A 19,092-nucleotide genomic window follows, 5' to 3' on the forward strand; every position below is an offset into this window, starting at 1 on the left:
ACCCAGCCATGAACCCACGAAGCGCCAGCTCATTGGGCGCCGAGCAGAACGAGCAGGGGCAATCTGTACAGGTTTTGAATTTTGGCTGCCGGCTTAACGCTTATGAAGCCCAAGTGATGAAAAATCACGCAACCGATGCGGGGATGAGTAACACTATTCTGGTCAATAGCTGTGCTGTGACCAAAGAGGCGGAACGTCAAGTCCGTCAATCCATTCGTAAGGCGCGTAAAGCGAATCCGGATGCGGAGATTATTGTCAGTGGTTGTGCAGCACAAATTCATCCTGAAGAATTTGCTGCGATGCCTGAAGTCAGCCGTGTGATCGGCAATGAAGAGAAGCTAAAAGCCGAGACGTATGGCGCGCCATCTGATGCGCGAATTTCCGTGAATAATATCATGGAAGTGACTGATATTGCAGCGCATCTTGTTAGCGGTTTTGACGATCATGTACGTGGGTTTATTCAAGTGCAAAATGGTTGTAATCACCGTTGCACTTTTTGTATTATCCCGTTTGGGCGTGGTAATAGCCGTTCGGTGCCGCTTGGCGAGATTGTTGCGCAAGTGCGTAGCCTTGTCGATTCCGGCTATAAAGAAGTGGTGCTAACCGGCGTTGATATCAGTGATTATGGCAAGGATTTGCCGGGTGAGCCTACCTTCAGCAACATGTTGCGCCGTATTCTCAACCAAGTGCCAGAACTTCCGCGCTTGCGTATTTCGTCGATTGACGCGGTGGAGATGGATGATGGGTTATTCCAGTTGCTTGCCGAAGAACCGCGCTTGATGCCACATTTACATCTGTCGTTACAGGCGGGCGATAATATGATTCTCAAACGTATGAAGCGCCGCCATAGCCGCGAAGATGCGATTGAATTTGCTAAACGTGTGCGTGCGGTGCGCCCGGATGCCGTGTTCGGTGCAGATATCATCACTGGCTTTCCGACGGAGACGGAGGAAATGTTCCAAAATTCCATCAAACTGGTGGAGGAAATGGATCTCGCTTACGTGCATGTTTTTCCATATTCGGAGCGTGATGGAACCCCTGCTGCGCGTATGCCGCAAGTGGAGAAATCTATCCGTAAAGAGCGCGGGAAACGTCTACGCGCTGCGGGTAAGGTTCAGTTAGCCGAGTTTTTGCAAAACCGTATTGGCAAGAAGGCGAAAGTGCTGGTCGAAAAGCCGGGGCGTGGTCGCTGTGAGCATTATACAATGGTTCATATTTCAGATAAAATTCCTGTGGGGAGTATTGTCGAAGTTGAAATTTCTGCCACCCAAAATGAGGAGTTGATTGCCGCATGAGTTGGTTAAAAAAATTAAAAAACGGACTGTCGAAAAGTTCATCGCAAATTAGCGAAAATATTACTTCTGTATTCACGAAACGTAAGCTTGATACGCAAGCGCTAGAGGAGCTGGAAGAGCTGCTGATTATGGCCGATTTGGGGGTTGATACAGCGGCTAAAATTACGAAACGCCTATCCGATAAGCGTCTCGATAAAGAGGTGACGGATGACGAGATTAAGGAAGCGTTGGCGGAAGAAATCGCAGAGATTCTTGAGCCCTATGCAGAACCGTTAGAACTAGGCACGCAAGCGCCGCAAGTGATCATGATGGTGGGCGTCAATGGTAACGGTAAAACCACCACGATTGGCAAGCTCGCGCATGAATGGAAGCGTGAAGGCGAGCGCGTGATGCTTTGTGCGGCGGATACGTTCCGTGCAGCAGCGGTGGAGCAGCTTCAGCAATGGGGTGAGCGTGCTGATGTTCCTGTAATTGCAGGCCATCATGAGGCGGACCCTGCTAGTGTTGCCTATAACGCGCTAGAGCAGGCCAGGCAAGGCGGTGTTGATGTGTTGATGATCGATACAGCCGGCCGTTTGCAGAATAAAAAGAACCTTATGGCGGAGCTTGAAAAGATCGTCAAAGTGCTGCGTAAGCTAGACGAAACCACACCGCATCATGTGGTGTTGGTGCTGGATGCGACAACTGGCCAGAATGCACTCTCTCAAGTGGTCGCGTTTAAAGAGCTGGTGAATGTTTCAGGGCTCATCGTGACGAAGCTGGATGGCTCTGCTCGTGCCGGTGTGGTTGTAGCGCTGGCTGACCAGTTTGGCCTGCCGATTCATGCGATTGGTGTGGGCGAGAGCGCAGATGACCTAAAGCCCTTTGAGGCGATTGATTTTGCACGTAATTTGGTTGGATTGTCGTCATAAAATGGTAACACTCTAATGTTATCCTTAGGGTATGACAATTCGTGTTCCTACTAATGGTAAACCCAGTAAGCCCGAAAACAGAATGTGGGCGTGGGGGCTGTTGGGCTTTGTATTAATTCCTTTTTCGACTCCTTTGCTCGGAATATCTGTTGGCTTTGTTGTTGGATCTATCATTGGAGAGCTTACAGGTAAGCAAAAACAAAAACGCGAAATTGAAACTGGTTTCAAAGAAATACGAAAACCAAGTTTGATCAATGGCGGCCTTGCAAAGAACTTTTTGATTGGTACTGCTATTATGACGGTGGCTATGGTAGCCACAGCTGGGTTGGCCGTTTTAGCGACGGGTGGCACAATGGCGGCTGCTGTCTCAGTAGGGGCACACCTGCTTAACGGAGCTGCGATTTCGTCAGTGGTCACTCCTGCTCTTTACGGTACTGCCACCGCTGCGGCTGGTCTTGTAGGTCTGGCTGGCTTGGTTCCTATGGTTGTTGCGAGTTGGAAGGGCGCAACTAATCGCCGAAATGAGATGGCACAAGATTACGAAGAGGGGAAAATGCCTTGGCTCAACAACAAATGTCTGTCTCACGTGAGCAATCTCAAGGAAAAGGCTTGTCTCAGGGCATGAGTCAGCAAGTCTCTCAATCACAAAATTACCAATTTGATAACACCAAGATGGTGGACCAACGGGGCGACCGTAAATGGGTTGATGATAATGCAGCGAAACCTGATGTTGCATCCGGCAAAGGTATCGCCTAGTTTCCTTTCATGATGAAAGGTATTATTCTTGCCGGTGGATCCGGCACTCGTTTAGCTCCGATGACTAGCGTTATCAGCAAACAACTCCTGCCAATTTACGATAAGCCGATGCTGCACTATCCGCTTGCCTTGTTGATGGATGCAGGGATTCGCGAAATTCTGATTATTTCCACGCCACGTGACTTGCCGATGATGCAGGAGCTATTGGGCGATGGTAAAGAATTAGGGATTTCCATTTCCTACGCAGAGCAGCCGTCGCCAGATGGTTTGGCGCAGGCATTCATTATTGGTGAGGAATTTATTGGCGATGATAATGTATGCCTCGTATTGGGCGATAATATTTTCTACGGTCAATCTATTCGCACCCATATGCGCGAAGCATCGCAGTTGGAAGCAGGTGCCGTTGTCTTTGGTTATCACGTGAAAGATCCAGAGCGTTATGGCGTGGTTGATTTTAATGATAGTGGAATTGCGACGTCGATTGAGGAAAAGCCAGAGCAGCCTAAATCGAACTGGGCCGTCACGGGGCTTTATTTTTACGATAACCAAGTCGTCGAAATTGCTAAAGGTTTGAAGCCAAGCCCACGTGGTGAGCTTGAGATTACCGATGTAAATCGTGTGTATTTGGAGAGAGGTCAATTGCAGGTGAAGCGTCTAGGGCGCGGCACGGCGTGGCTGGATACAGGAACGCCGGATTCGCTCATTTCCGCAGCACAATTCGTACAAACGATTGAGGCACGCCAAGGCTTGAAGATCGCTTGTATTGAAGAAGTTTCTTATAAGCAGGGCTATGTAAATCGCGCTGAATTCGAAGCGTTGATTACGAAGTATGGTAAACATGATTACGCGCAATATTTGCGCAGCTTACTCAGCGAGGCGGTTAGGGAGACTGATGCGGCCTAGTATGCTTACACGCCCGCTTATTCTTGGTAAGAACGGTCAATTGGGTCGCGCTTTGGCAGATTTAATGCCGCAGGCGAAGTTGATGGGACGTGATGAATTGGACTTTAGCCTGATTGAGCTGATTCCTGAAAATATCGCCTTCCATAAGCCCAGTATTGTGTTTAATGCGAGTGCTTATACCCATGTTGATAAGGCGGAAGAAGAAGAGCCGTTGGCGCATCTGATTAATGCGGAGGCGCCGGCAGTCATCGCGGCTTATTGTGCGGTGAAAGGGATCCCTTTTATCCATTATTCAACCGATTATGTGTTTGATGGCAGTGGCGAGGAACCGTGGAGCGAACATAATACGCCCGATCCTGTCAATGCTTACGGTCATAGTAAGCTAAATGGCGAAGAGATGGTGCTCAAAACCAATGTGGATGCGATGATCTTTCGTGCTAGCTGGGTGTATGATGCGCAGGGAAATAATTTTGTGAACACCATGCTTCGCCTTGGCAAAGAGCGTGAAGAGCTCGGCGTGGTCGATGATCAAATTGGCGGCCCCACCTATGCGCCGCATTTGGCAGCAGCTTCGTTATTAGCGGTGGAGAATGCAGCACGTTCAGCGCGTTTCCCAACGGGAATCTATCATCTGGGCGGCTGCGGTGAGCCAATCTCGTGGCATGGTTTTGCGGAAGCGATATTTGAAGAATATTCGGGTGAGTTAGCGATTAAAAATGTCAAAGCGATCCCGACCAGTGAATATCGAACCCTAGCAGAACGCCCGCTGAATTCACGATTGAATTGCAGTAAGGCAAAAACGATTCTGGGTGTTGAAATGCCAGATTGGCGCGACGGACTCAAAGAATGCATGAAGGAAATTGAAAAAGCATGAATATTATCGACGGTGACATTGAAGGTCTCAAAATTGTAGAACTCGCGTTGCATGGTGATGCGCGGGGCTTCTTTGTAGAGCGTTATAGCGAAGCGAAGTTTGCGGAGGCGGGGTTGCCGACGCAGTGGTCGCAGGATAACCACTCACGTTCAGCGCCGGGTGTGCTGCGCGGTTTGCATTGGCAGAGTAACCCAGCGCAAGGCAAGCTTGTCGGCGTCTCGCGTGGTACAGTATGGGATGTGGCGGTGGATATCCGCCCTGACTCGCCGAGTTATGGTCAATGGCAGGGCGTTGAACTTTCCGGTACGAATGGCCGTCTATTTTGGATTCCACCGGGCTTCGCCCATGGCTTTTGTGTGCTAGGTGATGAACCGGCTGACATGCTGTATAAAGTGACTGGATTGTATAATGCAGCGGGCGAAGGTGGCTTGATGTATAATGATCCTGAATTGGCCGTTGACTGGCCACTGAAAAACCCGCAAATTTCCACGCGAGACGAAGGTCTGCTGACTTTCGCGCAATATAAGGAGAACCCTGTCCAATGGTAACAACTGTATCTGTTGTAATGACGACCTATCAAACCGGCGAAGCATTGAAATTCGCCGTTGATTCGGTATTGGGACAAAAGAATTTAGCGGAGCTCGTGATCGTCGATAATGGCAATCCCGAAGAGATGCTGGGTTGGTTGCGCGAAACTGAGACGGCGCAGAAGAAAGTGAAGCTGGTTACTGGCCAAGGTAATGTTGGTTTTGGTGTGGCGTGTAACCTCGGTGCGAAAGAGGCGAATGGCGATATTCTGCTATTCCTGAACCCTGATAGTATCGTGCCCGAAAATGCACTTAAAGCCTTTGCAATCGCGCTAGATAAGAATGAAGAAGCGTGGATGGTTGGTGGTCGCTTGCGCAACCCTGATGCATCGGAGCAGCGTGGAAGCCGTCGGAATCTGTTAACGCCGCACACGGCGCTGGCTGAAACGTTACGCCTCGATATAGCGTTGAGCTGGGATCGACTCAACCTGCATGAAGAAAAACTTCCGGAAGAGATTACTGAAGTGCCGGCAATTTCGGGCGCATGCATGGCGATTCGCCGTGAGCGTTTTGAAGAGCTGGAAGGCTTTGATGAGGCCTATTTCCTGCATGTTGAAGACCTTGACCTCTGTCGTCGTATTCAAGATGCAGGCGGTAAAATCCTGTTTGTGCCGAATGTAGATATCTTGCATTTGCAAGGTTCTAGTAACGCCTCTTTCTTCTTTGTCGAATGGCAAAAAGCGCAAGGCTTTATCACCTATTTCGATAAGTTTGAGAATAAGGTGATGTGGTTGTTTATGGCCGTACTCGCGCTGATTAACTTTGGTGTGAAGTCCGCATGGATGCTGTTGAAACGCATTATGCCTGAGAATAAAGATCGCATACGTTCGGAACGTCGTTTGATGTGGCTGCACCGTCATCTGCGTGAGGATCATAAAGATAATGCGATCCATAAAGATAAAACCTATTTGGTGACGGGTTCAACCTCGCAAATTGGTGTTTGTACGATTGGTCATTTGTTGGCTGCTGGTGCAAAAGTGGTCGCGGTGGAGCATCATACGAAACTTTACTTCGAGCATCCGAACCTTAGTTGGGTGCGTGGGAATCTTGAAAAAGGGAAGCTTGAATTAGGCGAACATAAGCCTGAAGCCTTGATTCACTGTGCTCCGATGTGGATGTTGAAACCCGCACTTGCTGAGATGTTTAACGCACGCATCAAACGTGTGATTGCTTTTAGTTCGACCAGCGTATTCGTGAAAATTTACTCGGCGAATGCGGCGGAGCGTGACACGGTGAAAGCGTTGGAAGAGGCGGAACTACACCTAGCAGAGCGTTGCCAGAAAGCCGGTGCGAGTTTTACCATTCTTCGTCCGACGATGATTTACGGTCTTGGATTGGATGAGAATGTGACGCAGATTTCTGATTTTGCGCGTCGTTATCATTTCTTCCCCCTTTACCCGCCTGCCGATGGCCGTCGTATGCCGGTGCATGCCGATGATCTCGCACAAATGGCGATTAAAGTGATCAGCAATACGAAAACGCATAATAAGAGCTATAATATTGGCGGCGGCGAAGTGGTTGGCTATCGCGCAATGGTGGAGCGAATCTTTCTCGCACTCGGGCAGCGTCCGCGTACGGTTAAGCTGAAATACCTGCCGATGATTCTCGATTTTATTGGTAAATGGTTCTTTAGCAGCAAGATTAATGGCGAGATGGCGCGCCGCATGAACGAAGATATGGTCTTTGTGGAAGCGGAAACGCGCCGTGATTTTGCCTTTAAACCTCGTGGGTTCCTTGAAGGTGGTAAGTCTGATCTAGGGCAGTTCTAATGGGAGTCGTTTACGTAAACGGCATCTATCAGGATGTGGCGGATGCGGTGATTCCTATGGAAGATCGCGCACATCAATTTGCTGACGGTGTTTACGAGGTGATCGCCTTTTTCAATGGCAAGCTTCTCGATGCACAGCGACATTTAGAGCGTCTTGATTATTCGTGTGGCGAGCTGAAAATAACGAACCCGCATAGCCATGCAGAATGGATGGAAATTGTAGGCCAAATGGTCGAGCGTAACGAGCATGAGCATGGTGGGGTTTACCTGCAAGTGTCGCGCGGTACGCAATCGCGCAGTCATGTCTATACGGAGGCGGTGCAGCCGAATGTTACGCTCTCGGCCTTTGGTCAAAAAACCCCGGGTAAGAGGCTAACAGAGCAGGGCGCGAGTGTCATTACTTATCCGGATTTACGCTGGAAACGTTGCGATATCAAAACGACGGGCTTGCTCGGTAATGTGATGGCGAAACAAGCCGCGACCGAGGCGGGTGCGAGTGAAGCGATTCTGATTAAAGAGAATGGTGATGTGTCAGAAGCCTCGATTTCTAATTTCTTCATCGTGAAAGAGGGCGTGGTGCAAACACATCCATCGACGAACGAAATCTTAAGCGGCATTGCGCGTGAAGTAACCTTGAGAATCGCACGAGACATGCAAATTAAGGTGTTGGAAAAACCTTTCAGTCAGGCCGAGATGCTTGCGGCGGATGAAGCCTTCTTAACCGGTACGACGACGAATATTCTGCCCGTTGTAAAAGTGGATGACTCGACAATTGGGAGTGGCACACCGGGTGCAATTACGCAGCGTCTGTTGGGTGGTTTTATCGAACATATTAAAACGCAAACAGGTTACACGTTATGGAGTTAATGAAACCCAAGGCGATATTATTCGATTGGGATAATACGTTGGTAGATACATGGCCGGTGATTCATGAGGCGTTGGCGTATTGTTTTCGCAAGATGGATAAGCAGCCATGGACCTTGGAAGAGGTGAAGGTCAATGTTCAGCAATCCATGCGCGACTATTTTCCGAAGCTTTTTGGTGATCGCTGGGAAGAGGCAGGGCAGTATTATCTGGATGGTTATGCGCAGGTGCATAAGGATCGCCTTGTGTCGATTGAGGGTGCCGAAGCGGTGCTGAAGGCAATCGAAGTCGCGGGGCTTTATCAGGCCGTGGTGAGTAATAAAAAGGGTCCCACTTTGCGCATTGAAGCGGAGACTATCGGCTGGGCGCATTATTTTAAGGCGATCATTGGCGCCGATGATGCAGCGAATGATAAGCCGCACCCAGACCATGCAATCATGGCGCTAGAGCATTACCCGCACCCGCATGGTAACGATATTTGGTTCGTCGGCGACAGTGCTGTCGATATGGAAATTGCCAAGAATGCCGGCTATACGGCAATCTTTTATGGCCTGCAGACAAAGGCTGACACAGTGCCACATCCGATTCATGCGGTAGTGGAAGATCAAGCGGAGTTGCTAGCACTCGTCACAAGTGTGATCGTAAATTAACCGGTGACGACCTTTGGTTCCGCGTCTAGTTCAAAGGCACTGTGCAAGGCACGTAAGGCTAGTTCGGTGTATTCTTCTTGGATTAAGACACTAATTTTGATTTCTGACGTTGAAATAACGAGGATGTTGACACCCTTCTCAGCCAGTGTCGTAAACATCGTGGTCGCGACACCTGCATGGGAGCGCATACCGACACCAATGACGGATACTTTTGAAACGCCGGAATCTGAATGCATGCTTTCAAAGCCGATTGTCTCTTTCGCGGCTTCCATCACTTCCACTGTTTTGGCGAGGTCGCCTTGGGGCACGGTGAAGGTCATATCGGTGCGTGAACCATCTTCGGACACGTTTTGGACAATCATATCGACGTTGATTTCTGCTTCGCCATCGCCCAAAGGGCCAAAGATTTTAGCAGAAATACCCGGTACGTTCGCTACATTGGTGAGCGTTACTCTTGCGTCATCGCGGCTATAGGTAATGCCGGTTACTCGTCTACGTTCTAACACTTGATCTTCCTCTACTAATAAGGTTCCTGGCTCGTCGGAGAAGGTGGAAAGTACCTGCACCGTCACGCCATAATTCATGGCCATTTCAACCGAGCGTGTTTGCAAAACTTTTGCGCCCTGACTGGCCATTTCTAAAATTTCTTCATAGGCTACTTTTTGTAGCTTGCGGGCGGCTTTCACAATGCGCGGGTCCGTCGTATAGATGCCATCGACATCGGTATAGATATCGCAACGGTCTGCTTTGAGTGCTGCAGCAATCGCAACAGCTGTGGTATCCGAGCCGCCACGGCCAAGCGTCGCGATGCGGTTATCGGCGGTGATGCCTTGGAATCCGGCCACGACGATGACTTCGCCGCGATCGAGTGCTTCATGCATCATGTCGGTATCAATGGCTTCGATCCGAGCGCGTCCATGGCTGCCGACGGTGCGAAGGGGAAGCTGCCAGCCCGCCCAGCTACGCGCATTTATGCCTTGCTCTTGCAGGCGCAGGGCGAGGAGGCCGGAGGTGACTTGCTCGCCTGATGCGACGACGGAGTCATATTCCGCCCAGTTTTCAGGCGTCATAAGGGGAGACATCTCGCGGCTCCATGCGGCGAGTTGATCGGTCACGCCGGCCATAGCAGAAACGGCCACGACGACTTTATTGCCGCGATTAACTTCGGCTTTGACACGCTCCGCCACATGACGAATTTTCTCTAAATCCGCGACGGAGGTTCCACCAAATTTCTGTACAATAAGTGCCATAGGGCATTGGGTGTATGCCAAGTAAAACGCTTGTGCAACCCCAGAAACACAAGAGTTTTACTGAGGTTAGCGAGTTACGGAGTTTTAATGAGTAATTTTCCGTTATATTGAGTCAGCTTGACTTCGCCCTTAGTCTCTTTGAATTTTAGGTTATTCAATAGGATTTTGAATTTCCAGCCTGCGGCATTTTGAGTGCTAGAAACATCCAATAAAGTACGGTCTTTTTTGGAGACATTAAGAGTGATTCCTTTAGCCTGTAGTGCTTTGTAAACTTCGACGAGATTAAGGAAACCGAGTCTCTTTTTTTCTTGATAAATCGTGATACCGGTCGCACTCATTTGCGTTTCTAGGCTGAGTTGGTTGTCAGCTAAACCTAGGCGAACGTGACTCTTTTTCTTATAATTTCCACTATTCACATACTGGCTGCTTCGACCTTGATAATCATAGCCTTTCACAAAAATAAAGTCGGTATTTCGACCTTGGCGCTGGAAGCGCATTTCATGCGAAAATGGCTGGTCTTGAATATTGTGCCGTCCTCCATAATAAGATTGCTGCGAGTTAGGGAAGCCAAGTTGCGTCATATAGTGATTGGTGCTCGTGGGTTTTGTGTCTTTGCTATCCGATGGGAAGAGCGCTTCCCAATCTCCGCCTTTATCGTAATTTTCAAGGTAACTAACCATGGAGTGTATCAGCGAAACTTGTTTATTGGTGAAGTTTTCGGGAGCTTGAGTGGGTTTAATTATTCCGTCTTTATTCAATAGATCGAACGTATGAAGTATGTTTTTGAGGCGCGTTTGTTGGCTGGAAATGCTGACGGAATTCGCGCCCCACGGGCCAATACTTGCTGCGACTAACATCACGACCAACACCGAAGTGATTAGATTGAAAGACTTGCGCTGAGAGAAAATCATATAGAGGGCCGAACCTGCGAGCCACAATGTGAATGCGACAACGGCGTAGCGTTGCCATGTGATGCCATAGTCTAAGATGCGCACTCCGATGGCGATAAAAATGAGAAGAATCGGCAGGGTAAGAAGTTTGAAGAAATGGTTGCGTATGAGGTGCGCGATTGCGATGCCAGCTTGGGCAAGAGGGTAAGCGGTGAGGTAGGTGAGGAAGCCAATGCCACTATAAGTGATCACCATATAGGTGAGGTTGCCCTTTGGGAGTTCCATTTGGAATAAAATCTTTGCGGCGTAAGCATAAAGGATCGCCGTGTACACGAGTAGTAAAGGGCACAGTAGATAGCGTACGATAAAGGTAACGCCCTTAGGGTAGATTAGTTCTTTTGAGTTCGCTGTTTCTGCAGGGGTGGGAGTGTTTGCTAGCATATAGACTGGCGCAAAGAGCGCTGTCCCTAAGATCCAAATAACATTGTAAGTTTTATGAAGGATGTCGATTTCAAACAGGTACTCAAGGCTTACCAAGACGAGTGATAACCCACCACAAAGAATGAACGTCGATAATATCGCAAAGAGGAGGTTGCTGCTAAGAAGGGTGTTGTGCTGACAGCATTGGGAATCCTCAATAGGTTTGAGGAAATAAGGTGCGCAAAAGAGGATGATCACGGAGGCATTAACCAGGAAAAGCGAGGCGAGTCCGAGATGTTGCGTGAAGAGGAGGCTATATCCGAAAACAGCCGTAACGATCGCACCGTAAGCCACCGAAGTTATGAGCGAGGTGTTTTGTTTCTCGCGGTAAAGGGTGAGACAATATGTGATCAACAGCATGCAGCCTGCGAATAGTTCGAAGCGGTCCAGCAGCTTACTTGAGATGCTGTAATCAAAGAACATAAATGAGCGATGATATAAATCGATCAAGGCGAGCAGGGTGAGCAGTGCCGAAAAGAAAAAGGTGAGAGGAAAGCGCTGAATCGCCTTTTTGAAGTTCGTATAAAACAGAGTGATGAAGTGTTTGATAAGTGCGTTCATGCAGCCAGCCTAGTCAAACAATCAAGGTTAGCCAAGCGCTAGTTCCATTACGAGTGCATCTTTGCGGGTGCCATCGGGCATGCCATAATAGCGAGAGCGGGTGGCGATTTGGGTGAATCCATGCTTTAGGTAAAGGGCGGCACCGGCTTCATTGCCGTCACGTACTTCTAAGAAGAATCGGTTTGTTGTTGTGCAGCATAAGATTGAGATAGCATGTTTTAACAAACTCTCCGCATGTCCTTGGCGGCGAGCACTCGGGGTGGTGGCGAGTGTAATGATTTCGGCTTCATCTGCGGCAGTACGAATGAGGATGAAGGCACTACCTGCAATTAACCACCCTCGTACGCCGCTACCTAGGAGTTCAGTGAACTGTGCAGCATCCCAGCCCTTGGGAAAAGATTCCTGATGCAATTGCGCTAACCCATCGACATCCCCTAACGTGACCTCCCTCACTTTTGCAAGACCACCATGTAAGAGGGGCGAGGGTCATCTTCGTAGAGTGTCACTTCGCGCAAGGAAATCGCTTTTAAGCCTGCTCGTTCCGCTTGGGTCTTCAGGTAATGACTGCTATGAGCAAAACGTTGAATATCACTGATATAGCGATAGCCTTCGGTCGCTCTAAGGGCGAGGGCGGTGAAGATAAAATAGCCGCCAGGTTTTAGGCCTTTGGCGGCTCCATCCATCACCGCCGCAATCCCGCCTGTAATGGAGATGACGTTGGCGGCCACGATCAGTTCGTAATTGAGGTTCGGTGATAGAAGGAGATGGTCGCGTAAATCTGCTTCGATAAATTCAGCGTAAGAATCGAACTCTAGCTCTTGCGCTTCTTCTATCATCGCAGGGCAGATATCGACGCCGATCAGTTTGTCGGTCAAGGTCGAAAGTAAGCCGCCACAGAGTCCCGTACCGCAGCCCACTTCTAAAATGGATTCAGGGGTGATACCAAGCGTTAGAATTTGGTCGTAAAGCTCAGAGGCGCCGCGATAGCCCTTTTCCAATTCATTGAGGTTATATTTTGCTGCGCGTTTTGTGAATTTGCTAAGGATAAAAGGAGTGGGGGTCGTGTGTGGCGCGTATCCATCAGCATATTTCCCATCTTCGTAGGTTGCCTTTAAGTAAAGCGCCATTTCGTTCTTGGGATCAAAAGTAAGCGACTTGTTGAGTGCTTGCAGCCCTTCATGTTTCTCATGCAATGCCAAATGGCAAACGGACAGCTTATACAGCGCGAGCGCATGAACGGGGTTGCGCCACAGGACAAATTTAAAACGAATTTTCGCTTCTTCAAATTGGCGCTCTAATAATAATTCTTCTCCTAAACGAAAGGCTGAGTCTAGCGGTTCCTTGGCACGTGTGAAAAGTAGCTTCGCTTCTTCTTTGAGAGGGGTAAGCCAGTCGCGCGCCATTGCTTCCCACTGTGCGGGTAATGCTTGTAATTGATCGATCAACGCCATAGATAATGAATAACCGCAAATAATTAGAAAGTGAATAGGCGAGTGACTGCAACCACCTTAGAACCACAAGAAATTGAGAAATTCACCGCGATTGCGGCAGAATGGTGGGATGAAAGCGGTAAATTTGCGCCGCTACATAAAATTAACCCAATACGTGTGCGTTATGTGCGCGATACGATCTATCAGCATTTCGATTGCGAGACGCTTAAAGGTAAAAGCCTGATTGATATCGGCTGCGGCGGCGGGCTTGTCTCCGAGCCGATGGCGCGCTTGGGCGCGAAAGTCACCGGTATTGATGGCGGCGAAAAGAATGTCAAAACAGCGATAGCACATGCGCAAGCCATGCAGCTGAAAATTGATTACCGTACGACAACGGCGGAAGCATTGGCCGAAAAGGGTGCGCAATTTGACGTGGTGCTAGCGTTAGAAATTATCGAGCATGTGAGTGATGTTGCGTTGTTTTTGGAATCAGTCGCTAAGCTTGTAAAGCCCGGTGGTGTTCTGATCATGAGTACACTGAACCGCACTATGAAATCCTACGCTCTGGCGATTGTCGGTGCTGAATATGTACTGCGTTGGTTGCCGCGTGGCACGCATGATTGGAAGAAGTTTTTAATGCCAGCGGAGCTCATCCAGCCTTTGCAGGCTCACGGCCTGAAGCATACGGCAAGCAAAGGCATGGTCATGAACCCACTTAAATGGGAATGGCAAATGTCCGATAGTGACTTGGAGGTGAATTATTATGTCTGTTTCACAAAAATGTAGGCTTTACGCCATCACCCCGCCGCAGTTTGAACTTTCGGAATTTATTCTGCAGGTTGAAGAAGCTTTGGCTGCGGGCGATATTGCCTGTTTGCAGTTGCGCTTGAAAGAGGCTTCAGATGAGGAAATTCGTGAGGCGGCGAAAGCGCTTATACCGATTTGCCATTCGCATGGTACCGCTTTTATGGTGAATGATAGTGTGGAGATCGCATTAGAAGTGGGTGCGGATGGGGTGCATCTGGGGCAAGAGGATCTCGAGGGTACGAGTGTTAAAGCGATTGCCGATAAATTGCCGGAAGGAGTGATCTTGGGGGTGACATGCCACGCTTCAAATCATCTGGCGATGGAAGCGGGCGAGCAGGGTGCTGCTTATGTTGCTTTCGGTGCCTTTTATGAAACGACTTCTAAGCCCAAAGAGAAGCTCGAAAAATGGGGAACGCCCACAACGGAGTTGCTAGAGGGGTGGACGCAATTTACGACGATTCCGTCTGTGGCGATAGGCGGCATTACGCCCGATAACTGCAAGCCGTTGGTGCAAGCTGGCGCTGACTTTATTGCTGTGATTACGGGTATTTGGGATCATGCGCAAGGTGCGGGTGCTGGAGTGAGGGCCTATAACGCTGCAATACAGGAAGCGCTTGCCGCGGCGGCTGTCGCCTGATATACCGCGCGCAGTCTAACATAAAGGGTCACTCATGAAAATTGACGGTGTCACGATTCGTAAAGGTAATGTGTTGATGCATAAGGGCGACCGCCTATGGCTGGTTGTTAAGACGCAGCATACGCAGCCGGGTAAAGGTGGCGCCTACATGCAAGTGGAGATGAAAGATGTCCGCGATGGTACAAAGCTGAATGAGCGTTTTCGTTCGGATGAGAAGGTGGAGAAAGTTCGCCTCGACCAACAGAATTATCAGTTCCTTTATGCGGATGAAACGTTGTTGAATTTTATGGATCAGGAAAGCTATGAGCAGATTACGGTCAATGCTGATATGCTGGATGAAAAGCAGCTACCGTTCCTAACGGATGGTATGGTGGTGGCGATTGAAAGCTACGAAGACGAGCCGATTGGCATTGAGCTTCCACAGCATGTGACGTTAGAAATTACTGAGGCTGATGCCGTAGTGAAGGGGCAAACCGCTTCTTCGTCCTACAAACCAGCGATATTAGAAAATGGTGTGAATATCCTTGTGCCTCCGCATATTTCTGCGGGTACACGTGTGGTGGTAAATACTGAAACCGGCGAATATGTCGAGAGAGCGAAAGATTAATCATGCCAGCTATTAATTCTGCAAATTTAAACGTGATGATCAAGGCAGCTGAAAATGCTGCACATGGTATTCGTCGTGATTTTGGTGAAGTCACCAAGCTACAAATTTCGCGTAAAGGGACACTTGATTTTGTGACTCAAACGGATTTGAAAGCGGAGAAAATTATTAAATCGGATCTCTCTTACGCTCGCCCAAAATATGGTTTTCTGCTTGAAGAAGGTGGCGAGATTATCGGTGAAGATCGTAATTTTCGTTGGGTGGTTGATCCGATCGATGGAACGACGAACTTTATTCATGCGATACCTTATCTTTGTATCTCTATCGCATTGGAAAAGCGGAGATTATCGGATGGTGCTTGGGTGCCTGTATCAGCGGTGATTTATGATCCGATTCACGGTGATTGCTTCATTGCGGAAGAAGGCAAGGGTGCTTTCTTAAACGATGGACGTATTGAGGTGAGTAAGCGCGATAAGTTTGATGAGTCATTACTCATCACGCATTCGCCAAAGCATGATCGCGCGAGTTACAAAAAATCGATGCAGCTGTTTTTGAAAGTGACTGAGCAATCAAAAGGGATTCGTACCATGGGTGCGACCGCCTTGGATTTGGCTTACATCGCTGCTGGAAAATATGATGCCGGTTGGTATACCGCGTTTAAGCGTTGGGATATTTCGGCAGGCTTGTTGCTGGCGAAAGAAGCTGGTGCAGAAGTCACACAGTTAGACGGTGATGATGATGTGACGGACCCTACGACATTGGTTGTGGGTACGCCTAAGATGCATAAAGCCTTGCTCAATGTAGTGAAGCCACATTGGATAGCAAAAGCGGCCTAATGTGCAATTCGTACTTGCCTTAATCGGTATAATGTTTTGATATGTGCGGGCATGCACAAAATAACAGGGGACAGATGCGACGTAATTCCAAAAAATTGATTACTTTAGCGCTTGTATCTTCTGTTGCTGCGATGGCTTTAATGCCCGCAGCCTCTGAGGCTCAGCGCAATCGTCGTGTTAATCTACCGAGTGTTGAGATTCATTTGGAAGTGTTAAATTCGCTTCAGCGTAGTCAGGTGAATCGTCAAATGGCCCGCCAGCAAGCGCCGCAAGCGGTTCGTGCTATTCCAATGCCCGCCTATACGAGTGATAATTTTGCTTCAGAAGTGGTGCGCACTATTCCGGCTGCGCGATCGGCTGCTCGTAGTGAGCGCGTTGTGCAACCGTTGCCACGTGCTAGAGCTCGTGTAGCATCTGCCAATACGCAAGTGGTGATGCAGCCTTTGCCGCGTCGTGAGCGGGTGAAGGTCGAGCCGTCTGAAGAACAGATTATAATGCAGCCATTGCCGCAATCGGCTTCAAAATTCGCTATTGCTGACTCGCTAGAGTCGGAAGCGGCACCGGTTGAAGTATTAGCGGAAAATGAAGTCGAATCTGCATCATTCATTGATCAAGTGGCTGGATTATTCTCGGGTGATGACAGTAAAAAAAGTGAAGTTCCGCAGCTAATTGAGCAACCTAATATTGTTCCTCTTGCGGTGCCGCGTGTCGTTGGTTCCGCCCCCGTTATTGTGGTCGAAGCGCCCGTTTTGGTCGATGATGCAGGGACTAGCGGTTCGTTCTTTTCGACCCTCGAAGATGAATTGAATGGCTCGATCGAGTTTGAGCAGCCTTCACCTGTGAACCCTTCTTCCGATATGATTGCGCAGATCACCTCTCCAGAATTGGAAAGAGCAGAGACTGTTCCTGTCGTTAAGTCGATCGCACAACCTGCTGTTACGCAGCGTTATGAAGAAAGATTAGAAAAATCTTCGCCGGCAATTGTAGATACCGTCGTTGAAACGGTGCCCGCATTACAGCCGATTAAGTCGCAACCTTTCCCTGTTGAATCTCCCGCAGCTAAAGTGGTAGAGCTGGCAGAGCCTGAGCGTGTACGTGGGTTGCCTGTGCCAAATGGTTTTGTGATCGTTGAAAAGGTCAATAATCCTGTGCCTGCTCCAGTGAAGTCTGTGCCCGTGACCCCTGAGCCGATTATTGTTTCTAAGCCGGCTCAACTATTGCAGGAGCCACTGGTTGCGCCCGCCCGCCCGGTGATACAGAAAAAAACTATTATCGCGTCTAAGCCTTTATCTGTTGTTCTTCCAGAACCGACTGTGTCTAAAGTAACCGAAGCGGAGGCTGATTTTCCGCGGCTAAGCGATGTGGAGCGTTCGCCTGCTGTAGCTCTTGAGGAGTTACCAACAACAGCACAGGACTGGCTAGGTCAAGAGAGTGAACCGACATCGCCAATCGCGCAGATGATTGCAGAAGTCCCTACGATTGAAGCTTCTGTTATTGCAGACTCTTTTATTGAGGACCCTAAGGAAGAAATTCTAGAAATCGTCGCGTTGCCGGAGCCGGTAGTAGAGGTGGCTGTAGTAGAAGAGCCTGTGCTTAAAATCGAAACTCCGAAGACAGAAGTGCCTGTAGCCGCATTGCTAGAGTCAATCGTTGCAGAACCGGTAATACAAGCGCCTGTGGTAGAAGAGCCGGTACTTATAGTGGAAGTTCCCGTAGTTGAGGTTCCAGAAATTGTTGAATTGCCTGAGTCAATTGTCGCTGAACCTGTAATATCCGTTGCGGAGCTACTCAAAGAGCCTGCTAAGCCTATGACGCCAGCAGATGAATCTTTCCTTAGTAATGCGTTAGATAGTGAAAAAGACGCACCTGCCAAAGTGGCGAGTGAAGATGAAAAATCATTCATGGAACTGGCATTAGAGGAGGTTGAACCTGTTGAGCCGAGCGCTCCTGCCGTTCCAATCGCCGCATTAGAAGAAGAGTTGGCGTTACTAGAAAAGCAAGAGCCAGCTGTCGCGCCGTCGGCTGTACAATCACCTGCCGCACCTGTTCAAGAAGAAAGCATGTTCCCAGGTATTACCAAAACCTTCAAAGGTTTGTTGGGCGATAAAGCGGAAGAAAAAGCGCCGACGCCATCTGTTGTGCCGGCGAAACTTGCTGAAATAAATGAAGAAGTGGTGACTAAGGAAGAAACGGCTCAAAATGTTCTTCCGCCAGAGCTCCCGGTAGCAGGGAAAGAGAAAGAGCCTGCGCTTCCTTCTATGGATTTGCTCTCTGAAGATGTGGGGGCTCGTTTCCTGGAGGATGATCTAGGCTTACCTGAGCTTGAGGTGAATGAGGTGGAGTTAGTTGAAGCGCCTGTCGTTGAAATTCCTGTAGTTGAGCTAGCACCCGTTGTTCTGCCTGAACCGGTTAAAGCGGCTGAGCCTGTTAAAGTAGCTGAGCCAGTTCTTGAAGTGCCGAAAATAGAAGAGTTCGATGTTGCATCTTTACCACCAGAGTCGAAGGTTTCCCCAGCTTCTGTTGCGAAACACGCGATGGCAGATTTGCGTATTGGGTATGGCGTGGATGACACGGATATTCCAGATGCTGAAAAAGCAAAATTGGTAGATATTGCCAAGAAGGCAAAAGCAGAGAAGAAGCGTGTTATTATATCCTCGTTTGCCAGCGGTGAAGAGGATGAAAGTAAAGCAGCAAATATGATTTCGCTCTCTCGTGGGCTAAGTTTGCGGGCGTTCTTTATTGATAACGGAATTGCGATGGATCGTATTATTGTGCAAGCAAAAGGTTTGGAAAATTCTGGCGGCCCTGCGGATAGAGCGGATATTTCACTCGACTAGCCTATGTTGTAGGATAGCACTTGTTTGAGAGCCCAAAATATGGGATAAGTATTACAAATTATGGGGAGGTTAAAACCCCTGGCTTTGGCGGTAGCCTTAACTTCTGGAGCTTATAAAAAGAATAAAAATAATAATTAAGGTATAAATAACAA

The 19,092-nt window shown here is 48.8% G+C and carries 19 protein-coding genes; 15 read left to right on the forward strand and 4 right to left on the reverse strand.

Annotated features, from left to right (window positions below; all coding sequences use genetic code 11):
* The first annotated feature begins 8 nt into the window (after window positions 1-8).
* The 10 genes from mtaB to P8P30_03150 are packed head-to-tail and all read left to right on the forward strand — an operon-like array spanning window position 9 to window position 8,608.
* Window positions 9-1,295, forward strand: a complete 1,287-nt coding sequence (gene mtaB / locus P8P30_03105) for a tRNA (N(6)-L-threonylcarbamoyladenosine(37)-C(2))-methylthiotransferase MtaB (GenBank protein MDG1286536.1) — start codon at window positions 9-11, stop codon at window positions 1,293-1,295.
* Complete coding sequence (gene ftsY / locus P8P30_03110) at window positions 1,292-2,206, forward strand: signal recognition particle-docking protein FtsY (protein ID MDG1286537.1); 915 nt, start codon at window positions 1,292-1,294, stop codon at window positions 2,204-2,206. The genes mtaB and ftsY overlap by 4 nt, the downstream gene beginning before the upstream one ends.
* Before the next feature lie 31 nt (window positions 2,207-2,237).
* A complete protein-coding gene (locus P8P30_03115) occupies window positions 2,238-2,831 on the forward strand; it encodes a hypothetical protein (GenBank protein MDG1286538.1) in 594 nt (197 codons plus the stop codon).
* Window positions 2,828-2,962 carry a hypothetical protein gene (locus tag P8P30_03120; protein ID MDG1286539.1) on the forward strand — a complete coding sequence of 45 codons (135 nt, stop codon included), beginning with the start codon at window positions 2,828-2,830 and terminating at the stop codon, window positions 2,960-2,962. The genes P8P30_03115 and P8P30_03120 overlap by 4 nt, the downstream gene beginning before the upstream one ends.
* Before the next feature lie 12 nt (window positions 2,963-2,974).
* Window positions 2,975-3,865: a glucose-1-phosphate thymidylyltransferase RfbA gene (gene rfbA / locus P8P30_03125; protein MDG1286540.1), complete on the forward strand. Its 891-nt coding sequence runs from the start codon at window positions 2,975-2,977 to the stop codon at window positions 3,863-3,865.
* Window positions 3,855-4,739: a dTDP-4-dehydrorhamnose reductase gene (gene rfbD / locus P8P30_03130; GenBank protein ID MDG1286541.1), complete on the forward strand. Its 885-nt coding sequence runs from the start codon at window positions 3,855-3,857 to the stop codon at window positions 4,737-4,739. The genes rfbA and rfbD overlap by 11 nt, the downstream gene beginning before the upstream one ends.
* Window positions 4,736-5,287 carry a dTDP-4-dehydrorhamnose 3,5-epimerase gene (gene rfbC, locus P8P30_03135; protein MDG1286542.1) on the forward strand — a complete coding sequence of 184 codons (552 nt, stop codon included), beginning with the start codon at window positions 4,736-4,738 and terminating at the stop codon, window positions 5,285-5,287. Before rfbD ends, rfbC begins: the two co-directional genes overlap by 4 nt.
* Window positions 5,281-7,095: a glycosyltransferase gene (locus P8P30_03140; protein ID MDG1286543.1), complete on the forward strand. Its 1,815-nt coding sequence runs from the start codon at window positions 5,281-5,283 to the stop codon at window positions 7,093-7,095. Before rfbC ends, P8P30_03140 begins: the two co-directional genes overlap by 7 nt.
* Window positions 7,095-7,961 (forward strand): D-amino acid aminotransferase, encoded by an 867-nt coding sequence (locus P8P30_03145; protein MDG1286544.1) that lies wholly within the window; start codon window positions 7,095-7,097, stop codon window positions 7,959-7,961. Before P8P30_03140 ends, P8P30_03145 begins: the two co-directional genes overlap by 1 nt.
* A complete protein-coding gene (locus P8P30_03150; protein ID MDG1286545.1) occupies window positions 7,952-8,608 on the forward strand; it encodes an HAD family hydrolase in 657 nt (218 codons plus the stop codon). The genes P8P30_03145 and P8P30_03150 overlap by 10 nt, the downstream gene beginning before the upstream one ends.
* On the opposite strand, the gene P8P30_03155 is transcribed toward P8P30_03150, so the two are convergent.
* The 4 genes from P8P30_03155 to P8P30_03170 all read right to left on the reverse strand — a co-directional run bounded on the left by P8P30_03155 (window position 8,605) and on the right by P8P30_03170 (window position 13,240).
* Window positions 8,605-9,858 carry an aspartate kinase gene (locus P8P30_03155; GenBank protein MDG1286546.1) on the reverse strand — a complete coding sequence of 418 codons (1,254 nt, stop codon included), beginning with the start codon at window positions 9,856-9,858 and terminating at the stop codon, window positions 8,605-8,607. The two genes, P8P30_03150 and P8P30_03155, sit on opposite strands and share 4 nt — an antisense overlap.
* A gap of 74 nt (window positions 9,859-9,932) precedes the next feature.
* A complete protein-coding gene (locus P8P30_03160; protein MDG1286547.1) occupies window positions 9,933-11,789 on the reverse strand; it encodes a DUF4153 domain-containing protein in 1,857 nt (618 codons plus the stop codon).
* Window positions 11,790-11,816: 27 nt separating this feature from the next.
* Entirely contained in the window at window positions 11,817-12,242 is a 426-nt protein-coding gene (locus tag P8P30_03165) for a GNAT family N-acetyltransferase (protein MDG1286548.1), read from the reverse strand.
* Window positions 12,239-13,240 carry a methyltransferase domain-containing protein gene (locus P8P30_03170; GenBank protein MDG1286549.1) on the reverse strand — a complete coding sequence of 334 codons (1,002 nt, stop codon included), beginning with the start codon at window positions 13,238-13,240 and terminating at the stop codon, window positions 12,239-12,241. Before P8P30_03170 ends, P8P30_03165 begins: the two co-directional genes overlap by 4 nt.
* A 42-nt stretch (window positions 13,241-13,282) precedes the next feature.
* Here P8P30_03170 and ubiG point away from each other — a divergent pair, with 42 nt between their 5' ends.
* The 5 genes from ubiG to P8P30_03195 all read left to right on the forward strand — a co-directional run bounded on the left by ubiG (window position 13,283) and on the right by P8P30_03195 (window position 18,940).
* On the forward strand, window positions 13,283-14,005 hold the full coding sequence (gene ubiG, locus P8P30_03175) for a bifunctional 2-polyprenyl-6-hydroxyphenol methylase/3-demethylubiquinol 3-O-methyltransferase UbiG (protein ID MDG1286550.1): 723 nt from the start codon (window positions 13,283-13,285) through the stop codon (window positions 14,003-14,005).
* Window positions 13,983-14,663, forward strand: coding sequence for a thiamine phosphate synthase (gene thiE, locus P8P30_03180; GenBank protein ID MDG1286551.1), 681 nt, complete (start codon window positions 13,983-13,985; stop codon window positions 14,661-14,663). Before ubiG ends, thiE begins: the two co-directional genes overlap by 23 nt.
* 34 nt (window positions 14,664-14,697) lie before the next feature.
* A complete protein-coding gene (gene efp / locus P8P30_03185) occupies window positions 14,698-15,270 on the forward strand; it encodes an elongation factor P (protein MDG1286552.1) in 573 nt (190 codons plus the stop codon).
* A gap of 2 nt (window positions 15,271-15,272) precedes the next feature.
* On the forward strand, window positions 15,273-16,103 hold the full coding sequence (locus P8P30_03190) for an inositol monophosphatase family protein (GenBank protein ID MDG1286553.1): 831 nt from the start codon (window positions 15,273-15,275) through the stop codon (window positions 16,101-16,103).
* 74 nt (window positions 16,104-16,177) lie between these two features.
* On the forward strand, window positions 16,178-18,940 hold the full coding sequence (locus P8P30_03195) for a hypothetical protein (protein ID MDG1286554.1): 2,763 nt from the start codon (window positions 16,178-16,180) through the stop codon (window positions 18,938-18,940).
* The last annotated feature ends 152 nt before the right edge of the window (window positions 18,941-19,092 follow it).

This window comes from Rickettsiales bacterium, from assembly GCA_029252805.1.
In the GTDB taxonomy this organism is placed as follows: domain Bacteria; phylum Pseudomonadota; class Alphaproteobacteria; order Rickettsiales; family JALZUV01; genus JALZUV01.